We start from the raw sequence: 16,010 nt of genomic DNA on the forward strand, positions 1-16,010 counted from the left end.
AACGCCCACTCCGACTCCGAGTGAAACTCCAACTCCGGTAGTAAGTCCCACTCCGACTCCGAGTGAAACTCCCACTCCGCTGGAAACTCCCACTCCGACTCCGAGTGAAACTCCCACTCCGCTGGAAACTCCCACTCCGACTCCGAGTGAAACTCCAACTCCGGTAGTAAGTCCCACTCCGACTCCGAGTGAAACTCCCACTCCGACTCCGAGTGTCACTCCCACTCCGAGTGTCACTCCCACTCCGATGGCTTCTACGGAAATACAACTGCCCGCACCTGTGGCAACACCAGCATCGCCCGCACCCGAACCCTCAACCTCCGATGCACAAGACTTTAAACGCCCCGAAATTCGATCGCTAGACAATCCCGGTGTTGCTGCTGCCGATCGAGTTTTAACCATCGATCCAAGTATCACCAGTCAATTACCCGCTGGCATCGTAGCCTCTTCACCCGCATTCAAACAAGCACTAACAGTTAACCCTACTTCTAATTTAATTTTGGGATACGCCCCGCCTCCCGATCGACTTTTTGAAGGTAACGACATACAGAAAACACTCTGGGGAATCGAAGAAATGAGGAATCAAGAATTTGGAGAGTACTTGGGGGTAACAGCCAACCTCCCAGAGGAAAAAGTCTTAATTTCGACAGCCCAACAAACTTTACAAAATATCGAACAGCAAACCGGCAAGCGGTCTGGTATTATCTACATAGTCTCGCGAGAAGATCAACTCGAACTAATTTTAGTTCCTCCCGTCGGGCAACCGATTCACTACAGCGTCCCCGAAGCGAACAGAGCAGCTCTTTTCCCCACCGTCCAGGAGTTTCGCGCTGAAATCACCAATCCCGCAAAACGCGCTAGTACCAGCTATCTAGCCGCCGCCCAGCAATTATATAAATGGGCGATCGCACCCCTAGAAAAAGACTTAGAAAACTTAGGAATTCAAACTTTATTACTGTCAGTCGATCCCGGATTGCGGAGCCTGCCCTTTGCAGCTTTACACGACGGTAAAGGCTTCTTGATTGAAAAATACAGTTTCAGCCTAATTCCAAGTTTTAGTTCGACTAATACCGATTATAAAGCTGTTAGAGACGCCACCGTGCTAGCAATGGGAAGGTCAGAATTTGTTGACCAACAGCCCTTGCCCAGTGTGCCGATCGAATTGCAGGCGATTTCGACTCAGTGGCAGAGTCCATCTTTCCTCAATTCTACTTTCACTGTAGAGAATCTCAACTCGGAACACGTCAAGGGAGGATTTCGGATCGTTCATCTAGCAACTCACGCTGAATTCAAACCGGGAAAAGCGAGCAATTCCTACATTCAACTGTGGAATTCCAAATTGCAGCTCGATCGCATGGAGAGTTTGAATTGGCGCAATCCGCAGGTAGACTTGTTAGTATTAAGTGCTTGTAGAACTGCTATGGGCGATCGGGAAGCAGAATTAGGTTTTGGAGGTTTAGCAGTAAAATCCGGCGCGAAATCTGCTTTAGGGAGTTTGTGGTATGTTGACGATGGAGGCACTTTGGGGCTGATGAGCGAATTTTACCACCAGTTGCGAGGAACCACAACTAAGGCAGAAGCTTTGCAACTGGCTCAACAAGCAATAATGTCCGGTAAAGTGCGCCTGGAAAACGGACAGCTAGTAACAACAGGCGGCAAGTTAAATTTACCTGCTAATTTACAACAAGCAAACCAAAATTTTTCTCATCCTTATTATTGGAGTAGTTTCACCATGATCGGAAGCCCTTGGTAAGCTCCCATTTTTATCTTTCTGTCTCCGCTTCTTAGGGATGAAAGTTCCTACAGTAGTGGCAATGCCCGCTTGTGGTGGTTGGGGCGGTTCCTCCGTGGCTGCCGCAATTTCAACCGCCGATCCAGGGGGTTTGGAACTCTATTTCTGTTTCATCACCACTAAAGTAATATCATCAAAAACCTGTGGATCGCCAATCTACTGCCGCCCCTCATCTATCACAGATTACCTCATGGCAATAGCAGGTAACTTTCATTACCTGCTAATTTACAACAAGAAAAACAAGAGTTTTCTGATATTTATTGCTGGAGTATTTTCACGGTGAGATTTTCTTTGTAAGTCCCATACTTTAATTAGCAAATCTGTTCGTTCAACAATCATTTCTAACCCGCAGATGCTCTATCTAGGGTTGGTCTGTCTCGGATTTGGGGCCGCAGTTCCGTAATTGACTCGACAGCCGATATTGAACAAACTCGAACTGCACTCAAGAGGCACAATCTGCTGGTCGAGGAGGGCGCTGCAACTGACATACTCGTCGTTATTAGTATCTCTTACCATACATTCGATCGGGTTAGCTCCCGATCGCGCCGACCAACTCTTCATACCTACGACTGCAATCATATGCTGCCAGTAGAAAGCAAATAGCAACACTGCAAAGAGTACAGCAACGGCTAATCCTGCTTTCAACTTCCAATTATTTAGGACGTTTCCCAAACTATTTTTTACGTTTTCCACTCCAGAAATTGAGCTTTCGGTAGTTATTTCTGGAGTTGTCAAGTTTGTTTGTGTTTGTTCTGCTGGAATTTCAGACATAATGTATCTCCTATGATTGCTGGGATTTGGCTAAGCTCGCAGTTGCCATAGCTATTGCAAACTTTATCAAATTTTAGCAAAACTAGCCTGTACCGACAACTGATTCGGGCAGCACCGCCGGGGAAGTATGTATATTCACCAAGTGTGATCGCAATTTCTATGCCTTTTGAGGTATTGCCCAATTCGCGCTCGGCTATTTTGCACCTAGGGCAATAGAATTGTTAGGCATTTTCTTTGAAAACGGCTGAAATGAATCAGCGCTTTTTTTGGGAACCGCAGAGAGCGCAGAGGGCGCAGAGAAAGAGGAAAGAGAAATATATTGACTTTCCCCAATCATTTATGGTTTCGATAGCAGTTCTAGTAACTCTGATTCCGAAAGTAGTTCTATTCCCAAAGATTGAGCCTTTTCCAACTTAGAACCAGCATCTTCTCCCACCACCACATAATCAGTTTTAGCACTCACAGAACTTGTGACTTTACCTCCTGCTTTTTGAATCAAATCTTTAGCTTCATCTCGTTTCAAAGTGGGCAAAGTTCCGGTAATCACAAAGCTTTTGCCTGCAAGTTGTAAATTTGTACGGGCTAAATTGGGATTTTTCACTTCTGACTGCAATTGCAAGCCCGCAGTTTTCAACCGTGCAATTAAACTTTGATTTGCTGGCACTCGAAACCACTGATAAACAGCTTGAGCAATTTCCGGCCCGATGCCGTAAACGCCCTCAATCGATGCCGCCGATACCCCTGCTAACTCTTCCACATTTGCAAACCTTTCTGTTAGCAATTGAGCATTCACGCTGCCGACGTGGCGGATGCCCAAGCCGTAAAGTACGCGCGCATAAGGTTGATTTTTCGATTGGGCGATCGCACTTACCAACTTTTCTGCTAACTTCTTACCCATGCGTTCCAAACTCATCAATCTTTCCGCAGTCAAATCGTACAAATCCGCCGCAGAATGCAGCAGATTGCTATCAACCATCTGCTGCACCAACTTTTCGCCAACACCGTTAATATCCAGAGCATCCCGGCTGCAAAAATGAATCAGCGAACCCCTCAAAATCGCTGGACAAGATGTATTGATACAGCGAGTAACGGCCTCCCCCTTTTCCCGAACCACAGGCTGTTCGCATTCGGGACAGCAACTAGGCATTTGGAAAAGTTTAGCATTTTGGGGACGAAGTTCCGGCAAAACTCGCACAACTTCTGGTATAATTTCCCCAGCTTTTCTGACAATCACAGTATCGCCAATGTGCAGCTTGAGATCGGAAAGTCGATCGCTATTATGGAGAGAAGCCCGCGAAACCGTCGTCCCCGCCAACTGCACCGGTTTGAGTTCCGCTACAGGAGTCAGAGCCCCGGTTCTCCCTACTTGCACGGTGACAGCTTCTACTATTGTAGGGACTTCGGCCGCGGGATACTTCAGGGCGATCGCCCAACGCGGAAACCTCTGAGTAAAACCCAATTGTTTTTGTAGCAAAACCGAATTAATCTTAACAACAACCCCATCCGTCATGTAAGGCAAATTCCGTCGTTCAGTATCCCAATATTCGTAATACTCCCGAACCTCATCCAAAGAATAGCAAATTTTGCGATGGGGATTCACCTTAAACCCCATTCGTCGCAACAATTCCAACGAATCCCACTGCGTGTTACCCTCGTTACCCTGATCTAAATGCAGAGTATAAGCAAAGAAATCCAATTTGCGCTTATCCACAATTTTAGAATCCAACTGCCGCAGCGTACCCGCCGCAGCATTGCGAGGATTAGCAAACAATTGTTCCCCTGCTTTTTCCCGTTCCCGATTAATTTCTTCAAACACAGCTAAAGACAAAAAAGCCTCTCCCCGCACTTCCACAACAGGCGGCGGATTATCTAAATTGAGCTTTAAAGGAATCGAGCGAATAGTTTTGACATTTTGAGTAATTTCCTCTCCGGCAATGCCGTCTCCCCGGGTCGCACCGCGAACTAAAACCCCATTTTCATAGGTTAACGCTAAAGCAGAACCGTCAATTTTTAATTCGCAAACATAGGAAATCCCCCCCAACGCCCCCTTGCTAAGGGGGGGAGTAGTTTCCCTATTATCCTGATTGCTAATGGAAGATGTTATTCCATCAAGTCCCCCCCCTTGATCAGAGGGGGGTAGGGGGGGTGCATTTCCTTCTTGACCGGGGGTTAGGGGAGGTGCTACCCTTTGCCAGCGTTCCTGCCATTTAGCAAATTCTTCAAAATTAAAAGCATTTTCCAAACTGTAGAGAGGAATATTGTGTTTGACGCTAAAAAATTGAGTAGCAGGCTGTTCTCCCACCCGCTGAGTCGGACTTTCCGCAGTAATTAATTCAGGATAATCTGATTCTAATTCTTGCAACTGGCGATAAAGTCGATCGTACACCTCATCTGGCATAATCGGTGCATCTAGAACATAATAAGCATAGCTAGCTTGCTGTAGCTGCTGCCTCAACTGTTGAATTTGCTGCTGAATTTCGGGTTGCATATTAATTTGAAAGTGTATATTTTTTAACAGCAGACCATAACACAAACACAGAGAATAGAGATTTTACCCCGATCTGCATCGATCTGCGGTTGTTGTTTGGACATTTAAGATTGATTAACGATCCCAATCTTCAACTTCATAAAGGAAACGAGTTCCCCCCATCAGCTTGCGATTTGCCGAGGTACTTTGCACAAAAACCGCATACTTTTCTAGATTGCTCGGTTTGATGCGAACAGTCTCGCCCATTGGCAAACCCAACATTTCTCGCGCAGCTTCTCCTTCAAACAAATCCCCTGTGGAACGATCCATCAGCACAATTTCTTTTTTACCTTGGATAGTTTCTGTTTTAGTAAATTCATAAAACCCGCGCCCGGTTTTAAAAGTCAAACCATTCTCCAGAACAAAAGCTTTAATTGAAATCTCGCTGTCAACTTCTAAAATTTGAAATCTCCCCGGTTTTACGGCTCGCAATTCTGCTGATTCGTAAACAGCAACACCTTCCCGGTTCAGCATGGTATTAAACATTTTGTTTAATCCACGATTCATGCGACCTTGACTGACAACTTCTTGTTCGTAAGCTTGCAGTTGTTCGTTAGATGACTGTTGGTAACAAACTGCTAAAAATAAATCTGTAATGTATGAAAATTGGTCTAAATTGAGGTGAAAACCTCCAGACTTTTCGGCTAGTTCTTTATAGAATAAAGTAGCGTGCTGGCGGTTGAGAGCTTGGATGCCGTAAACGGTAATTCCCATCTGTGCTAACTTATCTACTTCCTTACGCCAGTTAAGTTTTTGAGGAGTTTGAGCGGGTGCGTGGGGGATGTCGTCGCCAATTAGTACCAAAGTTTTGGAATTAGTTGGAGTCCAAGAAAGTGACTGAGCTTCGTGCAAGACTAATTCGTAACATTCTGGAGCATCGCCGCCGCCAGTTGGCTCTACATTTTGAACAAAATTGCAAATCGTGCCGACATCGCCAGACAAATCGAGGTGTTTAGTTACGTATGTGCTGGCAGCATCGCAATAGTCTCCGTGGGCAATAATGCCAATCCGAATGCCAGGAATTTCATCTAGCAGTCTCGTTACCGTCTCTTTGATTTTCCGACGAACTTGCGTCAAACAAGGGTACATACTGCCAGTTGTATCAAAGCTAAAAACGACTTCAATATTGTTGGTTTCCATGACCTAACTATTCCTAATAAACCACGATTTATTAGCTATACTATAGCTTACAAGGAAGGAGTCAGCAACTTAAAAATTCCCTTTTCTGTTAATAATTATGACTCCTGTTTTTAGCTGCCGAATTCAGGGCGTAAATCATCACAAATTCAAGTCTGGAAACTCGGTAAATTTCTTGTTGTCCCCGGACATGGAAGGTTGAAGATTCTCACCTTCTTTTTCGCCATTCAAGTTGCTATTGGCGCGGGATTTGGTTAATTCTTGAGCGTTGGGCTTGGTGAAAGCGAGCGGTTCAGCGTGTTCTACCTGAAATACATTGGCGTAGAGGTTGGCAATAATTTGTTTGCCTCCCTGGGTCAATTCCAAATAATTCAAAGCTGCTGGAATGTAGGGAAAAACTCCATTCCAATAAAACTTGGCGTAATTTTGCCGCAAATCTCCCGGAGATTTGTAGCCCAAGATTTTATTAGTGCCGACTTCCTCAAATTCGTAGAACAAGGCACTTATTTTTCGCAGGTAATTTGGATCACTCAACTGACCGATCAAATCGGCGGCCCTAGCGAGTCCAGAATAATTGTTTCTGTCTTGATGAGTTTCGCTAGCAGGAACTGGGAAGCGCGTCAATTCAATATTGCGCTTGATTTGTTCGGCATCAATTAATGTGTGGCCGCCGAAGCGTTCGTCAATTACGAGTTTTCCTCGATCGACATGATAAGGAGTTAAACTGGCAGAAGTTGCCCCGATCGGCACAGAAACCATGCCCCCGTCAATACCCGTAGCATATAGTCCCACAGCTTCTTGGTCTTGGCGGCAAACACCTTTGACGTAGCCGATATCGTGACACAGCAGCGAGATCAGGTAGTGCAGCCAATCTTCTGGCGACACTCCCCCTTCGCGAATATGCTTGCCGCGGAGAATCTCTTGTCCCACCAAAGCCACGAGCATTGTGTGTTCCACATTGTGGTACAGAGCATCGCAGTTAGCGATATTTTCCAGAGCCATAGTCCCTGCCCAGGCGATAATTTCAGGGTAGTCAGGCTTGTACTTGCCGTAGGTGCGACGGTAGCCGGCCTGCAACTCTTGCACAAAAGCGTCAATCAGGATAGCAGTTGCATTGAACATCATAAATTCTCTCACTCAGGCTGTAGTTACAAACTTGATCGAAAATATCTTGCATAGCTGAAAAAATAATCAAAGGGCCTTCCAGTAGGTTTGACCCCTCGGCGTTGAATTTTAAATTTCAGCTAGTCTTGTCAGGTCAGAAAATTTCTTTTTTGGCTATGCTTCCCAAGATAACCTAATTTCTGAAGTATCCGAAGCAACAGAGCGATTTTTGGGTATTAAATTTTGACGAAACAATTTACATCGTTTCACCGACTAATTATTAGAAGTCCTAGGTGTGAAAGTTATGAACTGTCTTTTTTCGAGCCTCTCCACTGCTGCCCTTCGCACTCGGCGGTCGATCGCCCAAAAATACCTAGGATTGTGTGCATTCACGGCTGTTTGCACCGCCGCACCGGCAATGGGTGCCGAGCGAATTTACGTAACTTACGGGCCGCTAGAAGAATCAGTTCCCATCGAATCCCTGGCACTTTTAGCCAAAGAAGGCAAAATAGACTCAAACTTGGACGGCTTCGCTCAGTACATCAAAGAATCTCAGCTAGCTGAGATTCGCAGCGCCCTGCAAGCGAAAGCTGAAATCAGCCCCGTGACGATCGCCCAATTCCTTTACACGCCTCAAGGAGAAGTGCTGCTGAGACGCTTAGGCCGAGTAATTCAAACCAAAGCTCGGCAGCCTGGATTTTATGCCATCCGAGCCGCCCTGATTTTAGCAGCCTCAGATCCAGAAGGCCTGACAATTCTCAACGTGCTGCGGAAATTCCCCACCTATGGCATCAGGATTGACATCGCCCGCGCCTTGGGTATCGCCAACGAGCTGACATCGCTGATCAACCGTTCCAATCAGACGATCGCGGGAGTCGCCCAGTTGTCCGAAGCACAAGCAGCCTCTGAACCCGCCATACCCCCGGCCCAAATGCAGCAACCCCAGCTACCGGGCCCCTATACTTGGAAAAAATCATCGGTAACTGTGACGAGTCCAAATCGCCCTCGCACGTTTGATATGGACATATACCTGCCGCAGGGCAGCCCGCAACCGGCCCCAGTAGTAGTAATTTCTCACGGTTTAGGTTCCGATCGCCTTTCCTTCGAGTATTTAGCAAAACACCTAGCCTCCTACGGCTTTGCCGTCGCCGTCCCCGAACACCCCGGCAGCAACGCCCAACAAATCCAAGACTTAGTAACAGGCAGAGCCAATCAAGTAGCAGAACCAGCAGAATTTGTCAACCGCCCCCTCGACATCAAAGATCTGCTCGATTATTTAACCAAACTATCTACAACCGACCCGACCTACCAAGGGCAGCTTGACTTGCAGCGAGTCGGCGTCATAGGCCAGTCTTTCGGTGGCTATACGGCTTTAGCATTAGCCGGGGCGGAGATTAATTTTGCACAGCTAGACAAAGATTGCGGACTCGAAAACGATACTTGGAACCTCTCCCTACTGTTGCAGTGCCGCGCCCGCGGCCTAGAGCGCAACCAGTACAATTTCGACGACCCGCGCGTCAAAGCTGCGATCGCCGTCAACCCGATCGTCAGCAGCATTCTCGGAGAAACAAACCTCAGCAAAATCCAAATCCCAGTCATGCTAATCGCAGGCAGCGCCGATACCGTCGCCCCCGCTTTGCTGGAACAAATTCAACCGTTCACTTGGCTGACATCGCCCAACAAATATCTGGTACTGATGAACAACGGGACTCACTTCTCAACGATCGAGGATTCCCCTCAAAGCCTCTTTCTGCCACCACCAGAGGTCATCGGGCCGGAACCAGTTTTAGCCCGCCGCTACCTCAGCGGACTCAGCCTAGCTTTCATGGAAAGCTATTTGAACAACAAATCCAATTTCCGCCCGTATTTGGAGCCATCCTACGCTTTAAGCATCTCCCGAGACACTCTCGGACTGAGAATTTTGCGATCGCTCACCCCGCAACAACTCCAGCAGTTCAGGCTTTCTCCACCTCCTCGCAGGCCAGTCTCTCCGCCTGTCCTCGCTCCTGTTCCTCTACCTTCTCCACCTCCGATCGCTCCCGTTCGTTAGGGTTGAGGTGCGCCGCGTGTGCACGCTGGCATCTATTTTCGTGCGGGGGCGATCGGCCCTGTCTCTCCTTTCATCAGCTTTCCTAATCACACTCATCAGTTTAACTGTCGCTCAACCCCTTTACAAACGTTAACAACACCGTTAATAATAGAAACATCATCCGAACATTGACAACCAAATACAGCAATCATAAAACCATGACAACAACCTTACAGCAGCGCGAAAGCGCCAACGTCTGGGAACGCTTTTGCGAGTGGGTAACATCAACCGACAACCGCATTTATGTAGGTTGGTTCGGCGTCTTGATGATTCCTACCCTCCTGAGCGCCACCATCTGCTACATCATCGCCTTCATCGCTGCCCCTCCAGTGGACATCGACGGCATCCGCGAACCAGTAGCAGGTTCCTTGATGTACGGTAACAACATCATCACAGGTGCAGTTGTTCCCTCATCCAACGCCATCGGCTTACACTTCTACCCAATCTGGGAAGCTGCTTCCCTCGATGAGTGGTTGTACAACGGCGGCCCTTACCAATTGGTAATTTTCCACTTCCTCATTGGCGTTTTCTGCTACATGGGTCGTGAATGGGAACTGTCCTACCGCTTAGGTATGCGTCCTTGGATCTGCGTCGCTTACTCTGCACCAGTTGCAGCAGCAACCGCAGTATTCTTGATCTACCCAATTGGACAAGGTTCGTTCTCTGACGGTATGCCTTTGGGTATCTCCGGTACATTCAACTTCATGATCGTGTTCCAAGCCGAGCACAACATCCTGATGCACCCGTTCCACATGTTGGGAGTTGCTGGTGTCTTCGGTGGTTCTTTGTTCTCCGCCATGCACGGTTCTCTCGTTACTTCTTCCTTGGTTCGTGAAACAACCGAAACCGAATCGCAAAACTACGGTTACAAATTCGGTCAAGAAGAAGAAACCTACAACATCGTTGCAGCCCACGGCTACTTCGGTCGTTTGATTTTCCAATACGCTTCATTCAACAACAGCCGTTCCTTGCACTTCTTGTTAGGTGCATGGCCAGTAGTAGGCATCTGGTTTACCGCTTTGGGTATCTCCACGATGGCTTTCAACTTGAACGGTTTCAACTTCAACCAATCGATTATCGACTCTCAAGGTCGTGTCATCAATACTTGGGCTGATGTGATCAACCGCGCTAACTTGGGTATGGAAGTAATGCACGAGCGCAATGCTCACAACTTCCCGCTTGACTTGGCTGCAAGTGAAGTCACCCCAGTAGCTTTGGTTGCTCCTTCTATCAACGGCTAAGTTTTAGTTTTTGATTAACAAAGAGCGCTCCTAGAAATAGGGGCGCTTTTTGTTTGGGGAAAAATATTTTTACTGCGGGGATGGGAAGTATAGCAGCGGCTAAGGCAGTTAGGACGCTTGACCTAAGACATCTTCAATTGCCAGAACGTAAACAATCAAACTGTTCCAGTTGTTGGCGGGTTCGACTCTTTAACCAAGACTCTTTTTGGCTCAATCTTGTTTAGGTAAAGGAGAATATGGTGGTAAGTACACTAATGTTTAAAAAAAATTTTGTTCAATAAATAACCATCAATAGCTGTGCGATCGAGCTTTTTAATTTTCCCATCCCTGAAGTGCTACGAAGCTACTGCAAAATCTGTGTACTGCCGCATCCCAGGCTCGTGAAATGCCAAAACAATATCTTCCTTGGGAACTCCAGCGCGCACCAAATCCGTTGCAATCCCATCTTCTGTCCAGTCTTCCTCAATCCAGAATTTGCGATCGCGAATCCGAACGTAAACAGTGATATCGGTAATGCGATCGCCCTTTTGCCAGCCCAGGTTCATCCAGATGTAATGACCGTTTTGTTCATCGGTAATCAAGAATGTCTCGATGTCTGGTTGAGGATGGCGGCACAATTCTACATACTCGGTCAAAATACGCTTGATTAGTTTGGGATACTCGATTAGTTTATCCATTGCACAATTTCCTTACAGTTCTTTACATCTTGTCCTATGCAAGTCCGTATCCCGGCTTTACTCCTACAATGGGGGTGGCAGCTAATTCCTGTTGCACTTGGGTAAGTTCTTCTTGCCTTGAGTGTGCCAGAATACGGAAGTCAATAATAGTCCTTTCTTTTTCGCTTGATGAGCGTATACTATGAGCCTAAAGACCACAAGAGTGTAGAATCCTCGTTCCGAAAAGCTGTCGAGCTTCATCCCAATGAAGCAGAAGCTTACCTTAACTTGGGAATTGTTCTCTACGATTGTGGCAAGCTAGAAGATGCGATCGCTCACTGCCAACAAGCCATTAACCTCGACCCCAATCGAGCCGACGCTCACTATCATTTGGGAATAATCTTCGCAGAACAAGGTAATTTAGAGTCAGCAATGACTTGTTATGAACAAGCAATTCGGATTAATCCTGACGATGCACAGCCTCATATTGGCATGGCCGCAGTTTTGACCCAACAAAGCGATCGCGCAGCAGCTATTACCAAACTTCAAGACGCCCTTCGCCTTAACCCTAACCTAGCTTATACTCATACAAACTCGATACTAGATCTCAAAACACCAGGCCAATTATAATCTGAAATTTCCCAACTTCAGAAAACTATCAGCCTTCATCCTAACGATGTCGAGGCTCATCTGAATTTAGGGAACGCACTACGACAAGTCGGGTTGACCAAAGAAGCGATCGCAGCTTATCGGCAAGCAATTCGGTTTGATGAGAATAATGCGATAGCTTACTGTAAATTGAGTACAGTATTGCATGAGCAACGCCAGTTTAAGGAAGCGCTCACTGCCTGTCGCCGAGCCATTCAACTGGATGCCACACTCGCGATCGCCCATAATAATTTGGGAGTTCTCCTAGACCTCCAACGCAAAACTAACGAGGCGATCGCAGCCTACACCAAAGCCCTACAGCTCGATCCGACATTAGCGCTAGCTCACAGTAATATTGGAGCTATCTTACTCCAGCAGCGCCAACTAGATCTCGCTAGTATTAAGTTTAGGCAAGCAATTCGATTTGCTCCAAATCTTGGCTTGGCTCACCATAACTTAGGAGCCGTTTTTTTTCAACAACTCAAAAGCGCTCAAGCTATAGCTAAATTTAAGCAAGCACTTTGCTTTAATCCTAATCTAAAAATCGCTAAATGGGGGTTGTGGCTAGCGCAGTTGCAGCAAAACAAAAGAGTCAAGGCTGTTTTAGTCGGAGTAGGAATCGTTGCTTTAAGTGTGTTGATTTGGTCACTATTGGTGAGTATTTCCTTATACAATACCAATCTCGCCCGTTTCGTTCTTTCATTTAATCCTAATGATGCTAACCTTCATATTAACTTAGGATTTGTTTTGCACAATGAAGGTAAGCTAGATGAGGCAATGGTTCACTACCAAGAAGCTATTCGTTTGAATCCTAAAAATGCGGTGGCGTACTACAATTTGGGGTTGGCTTTTAAAAATAAAGGTCAATTTAAGGAAGCTATTTTTTATTATAAAGAGGGGATTCGTCTCGATCCTAAATTTCCCGGTGCTTACCAGAGTCTAGGAAATCTTTTAGAAGAACGAGGCCAACTCCAAGAATCCATCGCCCTATTTAAGGAAGCAGTTCGGCTCAATCCCCATGATGCAGCTATTCGCGAGAACTTAGCACGTCTTTCCTATAACCTAGGAATTGATTTAGAGCAGCAAGGAAAGAGGCAAGAGGCTATGGCTGCATATAGTGAAGCTATTCGTCTGACTCCCAACTTCACACCTCCCTACAATAATTTGGCATTAATTCTAGGATCTCAGGGCAAACTGCCTGAGGCAATTTCACTATATAAAAAGGCAGTTACAATTAATCGTGACCTGTGGCTGACTCAAACCAACTTAGCGGATACTCTCTTGAATCAAGGGCAATTAGACGAGGCGATCGCGCACTATCGAGAAGCTATTCGCAGCAATCCCGAATTTGTTAGGGCTTACTATAACTTAAGCTATGCTCTCTCTAAAAAAGGTCAACAAGCAGAAGCGAATGCCCTTAAACAAAAAGCACAGGATTTGCAGAAAAAAACTCCGACTATTCCCCCAAATTAATATTTAAAGGCACAATTATCAACCACAAGATTTAAACAAGCACAGTTATTATTTGATACGCTTTTTCATATTTATTGAGTAGTCTAAACCTCCCATTACGCAAATTAGTCCCATAAATATTAAATAAATACCATGTATATAGCCCACGCCTCTGTTATCTTCTTCAATCATTAGATTTGGTTCTGCTTCTAGGTTATTTAAGAAAAACGCTTCCATTCGCTTTACTATCGATTGCTTATACCATTTATTTGACCCTTTGCCAGCAGATTCATAAAAAGGCATAAGAATAATTTCACCTTGTGGAGTTAGTAGACGGATTTGCTGACGATCGTCAATAAATTCAATTTTTTTTATTTCATTGGTTTGCCATGTTTTTGTGGAAGTCTTGCCCAGCCAGTCAACTCTTGTCAACTCGCATCTTCCTTGTCCAGACTCCACTCGTTGACATATCAACTTACTCATCTGTGCTGTTTCAATCAAACTTACTGTAGCCATTAGGAAAAAAGGTAGACTAATAGCTAGCCCAATAATCCAGGGTTTTTTAAAGTTGATGTTCATATAAATGATATCTCACCTTGGTCATAATTATCCCTTTTTTTTTATTGCTATTCTACAATCTAGTAACAACATTATACCGCACGGGTGGGTTGACAGCAATTCAGGGGTGAGTTCAATTAGATTAGTTGGGGATACTCAGTTAGTTTATCCATTGCACAATTGTCTCTACTTACGCAGCAAAACTATTAACCAGTCTAACTGTAGGTCTATCTGCACTTGTTGGCGATCGCTAATAACTTCCAGGTAGCGTCGCAACTGCTACAGTGTTTCCCAACAAATCGAATAACTCAACGCTATAACCTGTTTCTAGCCTCTCAAGGTGCGTGAAATTCAACTTAGCCGTATATTAGTTTTTTAAGTAGATACTTGGACTCGATCGAGTTCAAAAATTCTTGATTCATAATTCTTCTGATTCGGGAAATTGTTGCTCATATTGGGCTAGAATTTCTCGAACTGTTTCGGCGGCGATGTCTGATAGGTCTGATTTAGAATAGATTGTCACCAAAACGATCGAGTCGCTAGTTTTGAGGTAATAAATAGCACGGTAGCCCGCGCTTTTGCCTTTTTGAATGTCGCTGTTCTTAATTCTGACTTTGAAAATTTCGTACTCCATTCCCGCAATGCGATCGCCCGGAAGTTCCCCCGCTTGAAGTTGTTCGATTACAGGCTGAATGTCGTTGCGAATGTTGCGATAGCGTTTGGCTAAAGTTCGCAGGTCTCGTTGAAATCGGGGGGTGACTTCAATTTGGATCGGTTGCGGATCAATTGTCATCGATTCCGTCCCACAGTTGAGACAAAGGGAGAGTTTGTCCGGTAATTGCTTCATGAAAGCCTTGCTGAAGCCCTTCGAGGACAGTTTCGATGGGGTCATCATCTGGATCGATATCAGTGTCTTCCGGCACTAAGACAATAATCCGAACGTGTCTGTGGTTGACAAGGGTAAGGGGTCGATCGAGAAAAAGTTGCCCTCGATCGTCAATTTTTCCGGTAGTTTCGATCGCTTTCATAGTGTGCCTTTGTGTTTCTGTGAAACGTAAAAAGCTAACTATTGTTTCTAGCTTATTACTACTGTTACAGTATTTTACATTTTTAATTTTCTAGTTGCCGGGAAGTTAGCAGTATTCGATAGTAAATCTCATACAAGCATTTGATAACGGCAAAAGCCAGTGGCGGTAGATAACATTTGCATTCTCATCAGCGATTTGCGACCGTCCGCTGCTCTGAAGTGTTAGCTCTCAAGGCTGCAACCAATCCCGATCTGGTTTAGTAATCTGACGAGCATTATTGTATGCCATATCAAGCGTGAGACAGGTTGAAACTCGGTAAAAGGTTGAATGTCTGTCAGCGACCAGAGCCAGGTCTGCGCGTTGAGGATTGCCTAAGCATAAGGGAAGAAGCAACTGAATCTGTCCTCTGTAATATTGAGGAATTGCCGTCTTATAATTTCTGCGAACCCTCTCCTTAGCATTATCTATTGCACCCTTTAAGAAAGTTTGAAGAGCATAGTCATCCATAGATTGATATGGCTCAGGGAAACGTTCTTTATTTTCTTCAATTATGTGTTCTACATTGACTCTCAAATCCTTTCGGGTATCAAAAACAAGTGAGGCTGGATCGTCAAAATAGTGGGCTAGATCGGGAAGTTCAGGAAAGCTATTTAGCTCCCACCGTCCCTTACGAAACCAGTTTTTGAAGAACCAAGGCTGTGCATTCATTTTACGGTTGACTTCAAATGATGCATAAATAGCTTCTTGGCTAGGAGTTACAAGCCCCGTATTGAAGCAACTATATTGACCATCCTCAGAGAGAGTAATTTTCCCTTCTTCAGAAACCTTTCTATAGGTGTACCGAATGTAGTTGTAAAGAACTGGCAGGGGGTGATCGCTAGATGTATTTTGATAAGACCAATCTTCCGGTTCAGATTCATCTGCTAAATCCTGAAGACTAGCATCCATATTTGGGATAAAAGCAAATTCAAAAAAATCTTCAGGCCACATACTTTGTCTTGTGTGTA

General features: G+C 45.4%; 15 protein-coding genes. 6 read left to right on the plus strand and 9 right to left on the minus strand.

Annotated elements, in window-relative coordinates; translation table 11 throughout:
* Together QUB25_RS07355 and QUB25_RS07360 are read left to right on the plus strand one after the other, a co-directional pair.
* Nucleotides 1-1,753: CHAT domain-containing protein (locus tag QUB25_RS07355; RefSeq protein WP_333182561.1), on the plus strand; the 1,753-nt coding region annotated here is incomplete at its 5' end.
* A 37-nt stretch (nucleotides 1,754-1,790) separates the two neighbouring features.
* Nucleotides 1,791-2,075 carry a hypothetical protein gene (locus QUB25_RS07360; RefSeq protein WP_333182562.1) on the plus strand — a complete coding sequence of 95 codons (285 nt, stop codon included), beginning with the start codon at nucleotides 1,791-1,793 and terminating at the stop codon, nucleotides 2,073-2,075.
* Nucleotides 2,076-2,149: 74 nt separating this feature from the next.
* On the opposite strand, the gene QUB25_RS07365 is transcribed toward QUB25_RS07360, so the two are convergent.
* The 4 genes from QUB25_RS07365 to QUB25_RS07380 form a co-directional block, all read right to left on the minus strand.
* Entirely contained in the window at nucleotides 2,150-2,563 is a 414-nt protein-coding gene (locus QUB25_RS07365) for a hypothetical protein (protein WP_333041287.1), read from the minus strand.
* Between the two features lie 337 nt (nucleotides 2,564-2,900).
* Entirely contained in the window at nucleotides 2,901-5,051 is a 2,151-nt protein-coding gene (gene ligA, locus QUB25_RS07370) for an NAD-dependent DNA ligase LigA (protein WP_333182563.1), read from the minus strand.
* Nucleotides 5,052-5,165: 114 nt separating this feature from the next.
* Complete coding sequence (locus QUB25_RS07375) at nucleotides 5,166-6,230, minus strand: vWA domain-containing protein (protein WP_333182564.1); 1,065 nt, start codon at nucleotides 6,228-6,230, stop codon at nucleotides 5,166-5,168.
* Between the two features lie 138 nt (nucleotides 6,231-6,368).
* The gene (locus tag QUB25_RS07380; RefSeq protein ID WP_333182687.1) at nucleotides 6,369-7,349 is read right to left on the minus strand and encodes an Npun_R2479 family HD domain-containing metalloprotein; all 981 of its coding nucleotides are present in this window, start codon (nucleotides 7,347-7,349) and stop codon (nucleotides 6,369-6,371) included.
* A gap of 286 nt (nucleotides 7,350-7,635) precedes the next feature.
* Here QUB25_RS07380 and QUB25_RS07385 point away from each other — a divergent pair, with 286 nt between their 5' ends.
* On the plus strand, nucleotides 7,636-9,381 hold the full coding sequence (locus QUB25_RS07385; RefSeq protein ID WP_333182565.1) for an alpha/beta hydrolase: 1,746 nt from the start codon (nucleotides 7,636-7,638) through the stop codon (nucleotides 9,379-9,381).
* 197 nt (nucleotides 9,382-9,578) lie between these two features.
* Nucleotides 9,579-10,661, plus strand: coding sequence for a photosystem II q(b) protein (psbA, locus tag QUB25_RS07390; protein WP_333070606.1), 1,083 nt, complete (start codon nucleotides 9,579-9,581; stop codon nucleotides 10,659-10,661).
* A 335-nt stretch (nucleotides 10,662-10,996) separates the two neighbouring features.
* Here psbA and QUB25_RS07395 read toward each other — a convergent pair whose 3' ends face one another.
* Nucleotides 10,997-11,338, minus strand: a complete 342-nt coding sequence (locus QUB25_RS07395; protein WP_333182566.1) for a XisI protein — start codon at nucleotides 11,336-11,338, stop codon at nucleotides 10,997-10,999.
* Between the two features lie 168 nt (nucleotides 11,339-11,506).
* Between QUB25_RS07395 and QUB25_RS07400 the strand changes: the two genes are divergently transcribed.
* Nucleotides 11,507-11,947, plus strand: a complete 441-nt coding sequence (locus tag QUB25_RS07400) for a tetratricopeptide repeat protein (protein WP_333182567.1) — start codon at nucleotides 11,507-11,509, stop codon at nucleotides 11,945-11,947.
* Nucleotides 11,948-11,953: 6 nt separating this feature from the next.
* On the plus strand, nucleotides 11,954-13,438 hold the full coding sequence (locus tag QUB25_RS07405; protein WP_445251938.1) for a tetratricopeptide repeat protein: 1,485 nt from the start codon (nucleotides 11,954-11,956) through the stop codon (nucleotides 13,436-13,438).
* A gap of 48 nt (nucleotides 13,439-13,486) precedes the next feature.
* On the opposite strand, the gene QUB25_RS07410 is transcribed toward QUB25_RS07405, so the two are convergent.
* The 4 genes from QUB25_RS07410 to QUB25_RS07425 all read right to left on the minus strand — a co-directional run bounded on the left by QUB25_RS07410 (nucleotide 13,487) and on the right by QUB25_RS07425 (nucleotide 15,993).
* Nucleotides 13,487-13,996 carry a hypothetical protein gene (locus QUB25_RS07410; RefSeq protein ID WP_333182568.1) on the minus strand — a complete coding sequence of 170 codons (510 nt, stop codon included), beginning with the start codon at nucleotides 13,994-13,996 and terminating at the stop codon, nucleotides 13,487-13,489.
* 397 nt (nucleotides 13,997-14,393) lie between these two features.
* Nucleotides 14,394-14,768 (minus strand): type II toxin-antitoxin system RelE/ParE family toxin, encoded by a 375-nt coding sequence (locus QUB25_RS07415; RefSeq protein ID WP_333182569.1) that lies wholly within the window; start codon nucleotides 14,766-14,768, stop codon nucleotides 14,394-14,396.
* Complete coding sequence (locus QUB25_RS07420; protein ID WP_333182570.1) at nucleotides 14,758-15,003, minus strand: type II toxin-antitoxin system RelN family antitoxin; 246 nt, start codon at nucleotides 15,001-15,003, stop codon at nucleotides 14,758-14,760. The genes QUB25_RS07415 and QUB25_RS07420 overlap by 11 nt, the downstream gene beginning before the upstream one ends.
* A 228-nt stretch (nucleotides 15,004-15,231) precedes the next feature.
* Nucleotides 15,232-15,993 (minus strand): DUF3825 domain-containing protein, encoded by a 762-nt coding sequence (locus QUB25_RS07425; RefSeq protein WP_333182571.1) that lies wholly within the window; start codon nucleotides 15,991-15,993, stop codon nucleotides 15,232-15,234.
* Nucleotides 15,994-16,010 lie beyond the last annotated feature (17 nt).

This window comes from Microcoleus sp. B3-D7 (assembly GCF_036705305.1).
Classification (GTDB): domain Bacteria; phylum Cyanobacteriota; class Cyanobacteriia; order Cyanobacteriales; family Microcoleaceae; genus Microcoleus.

Coding starts and splice junctions, on each gene's coding strand:
- QUB25_RS07360 (WP_333182562.1), top strand. CDS start 1,791: ATGAAAGTTCCTACAGTAGTGGCAATGCCCGCTTGTGGTGGTTGGGGC.
- QUB25_RS07365 (WP_333041287.1), bottom strand. CDS start 2,563: ATGTCTGAAATTCCAGCAGAACAAACACAAACAAACTTGACAACTCCA.
- ligA (WP_333182563.1), bottom strand. CDS start 5,051: ATGCAACCCGAAATTCAGCAGCAAATTCAACAGTTGAGGCAGCAGCTA.
- QUB25_RS07375 (WP_333182564.1), bottom strand. CDS start 6,230: ATGGAAACCAACAATATTGAAGTCGTTTTTAGCTTTGATACAACTGGC.
- QUB25_RS07380 (WP_333182687.1), bottom strand. CDS start 7,349: ATGTTCAATGCAACTGCTATCCTGATTGACGCTTTTGTGCAAGAGTTG.
- QUB25_RS07385 (WP_333182565.1), top strand. CDS start 7,636: ATGAACTGTCTTTTTTCGAGCCTCTCCACTGCTGCCCTTCGCACTCGG.
- psbA (WP_333070606.1), top strand. CDS start 9,579: ATGACAACAACCTTACAGCAGCGCGAAAGCGCCAACGTCTGGGAACGC.
- QUB25_RS07395 (WP_333182566.1), bottom strand. CDS start 11,338: ATGGATAAACTAATCGAGTATCCCAAACTAATCAAGCGTATTTTGACC.
- QUB25_RS07400 (WP_333182567.1), top strand. CDS start 11,507: ATGAGCGTATACTATGAGCCTAAAGACCACAAGAGTGTAGAATCCTCG.
- QUB25_RS07410 (WP_333182568.1), bottom strand. CDS start 13,996: ATGAACATCAACTTTAAAAAACCCTGGATTATTGGGCTAGCTATTAGT.
- QUB25_RS07415 (WP_333182569.1), bottom strand. CDS start 14,768: ATGACAATTGATCCGCAACCGATCCAAATTGAAGTCACCCCCCGATTT.
- QUB25_RS07420 (WP_333182570.1), bottom strand. CDS start 15,003: ATGAAAGCGATCGAAACTACCGGAAAAATTGACGATCGAGGGCAACTT.
- QUB25_RS07425 (WP_333182571.1), bottom strand. CDS start 15,993: ATGTGGCCTGAAGATTTTTTTGAATTTGCTTTTATCCCAAATATGGAT.